This is a genomic window from Dyadobacter sp. HNCC25DJ183 (assembly GCF_056895175.1).
The window spans coordinates 1-1,183 of the sequence record NZ_JBXHAP010000017.1 but is presented as its reverse complement, the minus strand read 5'-3'; the positions used below and the strand labels follow the sequence as shown (position 1 = coordinate 1,183).

Genomic DNA, 1,183 nt, shown 5'->3' with positions numbered 1-1,183 from the left:
GGTCCGTTTTGAATCAGCTAAAAGAGAAAGCGAGCAAACTATCCTGAAAGGATGGGTACAGCTTATCAGGTAAGGCAGAGGTAAAACAGAGCGCAGGTTAAACTACTATCAGGATATGATTGGATGAGTTGTTTGGTAAGTTTACATAATCACATATATTCGCTTTGAACGCACACATTTTGTGTAAATTTTCGTTCATCTAGTTAGTTGAAAAGTGATTAACAGGCTTTAAAACCTCTATCCAATAGCTTGATTTAACATATATGCGCTCTGCTTTACGACTTCTACTATATACTTTCTCGCTTTGCTTTTTGTTTTCCGGCTTTGATGCGATGGCCACGCACATTCGCGCCGGAGAAATTACGGCGAGGAGAATCTCGGGCCTTACTTATGAGCTTAAACTCACCGCCTATTTTGATATGCAAAATGGAGAGGGTGCAGCCAACGCTCAGAACACCATCTTTTTTACGATAGGGAACGTCCGGTCTTCGGGTACCCCGGTGGTTCTTGAAGCGCCGAGAGTCGAAAACCCGCCACCGGATATCGGGAACAATACAACCCGCAATACCTACATTATTAACTACACATTTCCGGCTGCGGCAGCTTACAGGATCTCATTTGAAGAGGATAACAGAAATAATGGTATCCTGAATATCGGACCTCCGCCCACTCAAAACCTTAACTTTTACGTTAGTACCATTCTTGAAATCAATCCGCAGTTCGGTGCTAACCAAACTCCTGTTTTACTGAATGCGCCCATTGATCTTGCTGCGGTAGGACAGCGTTACATCCACAATCCCAATGCATTCGACGCCGATGGCGATAGCCTTGCATACCGCCTTTTTGTCCCTCAAAGAAGTGGCGTAAATGGCGCAGGTATCAATCTGCAATATGTTAATCCTAACCAGATCGGCGCACCGGGCCGCACAGAGGCAGGTGCTTCGCCCGCTAATTTCAGCATTAATGAACTCACAGGTGACCTTGTCTGGGATGCACCTGTCACAAAAGGTTATTATAACGTAGCATTCATCGTAGAAGAATGGCGGGATGGTGTCCTGATCGGGCAAATAGTCCGGGATATGCAGATCATCGTGGACGACGCCCGCAATGACCGCCCGTTAATGGACCCGCTGAATGACATCTGTGTGGAAGCAGGTACTTTCATCAACCAGCAGATCAGGGC

Annotated in this window: 1 pseudogene; it reads left to right on the top strand. The window is 46.2% G+C overall.

From position 1 onward, the window contains the following. Positions 1 to 263: 263 nt before the first annotated feature. Positions 264 to 1,183: pseudogene (locus AC1XTG_RS25560) on the top strand (gliding motility-associated C-terminal domain-containing protein); the annotation flags it as partial.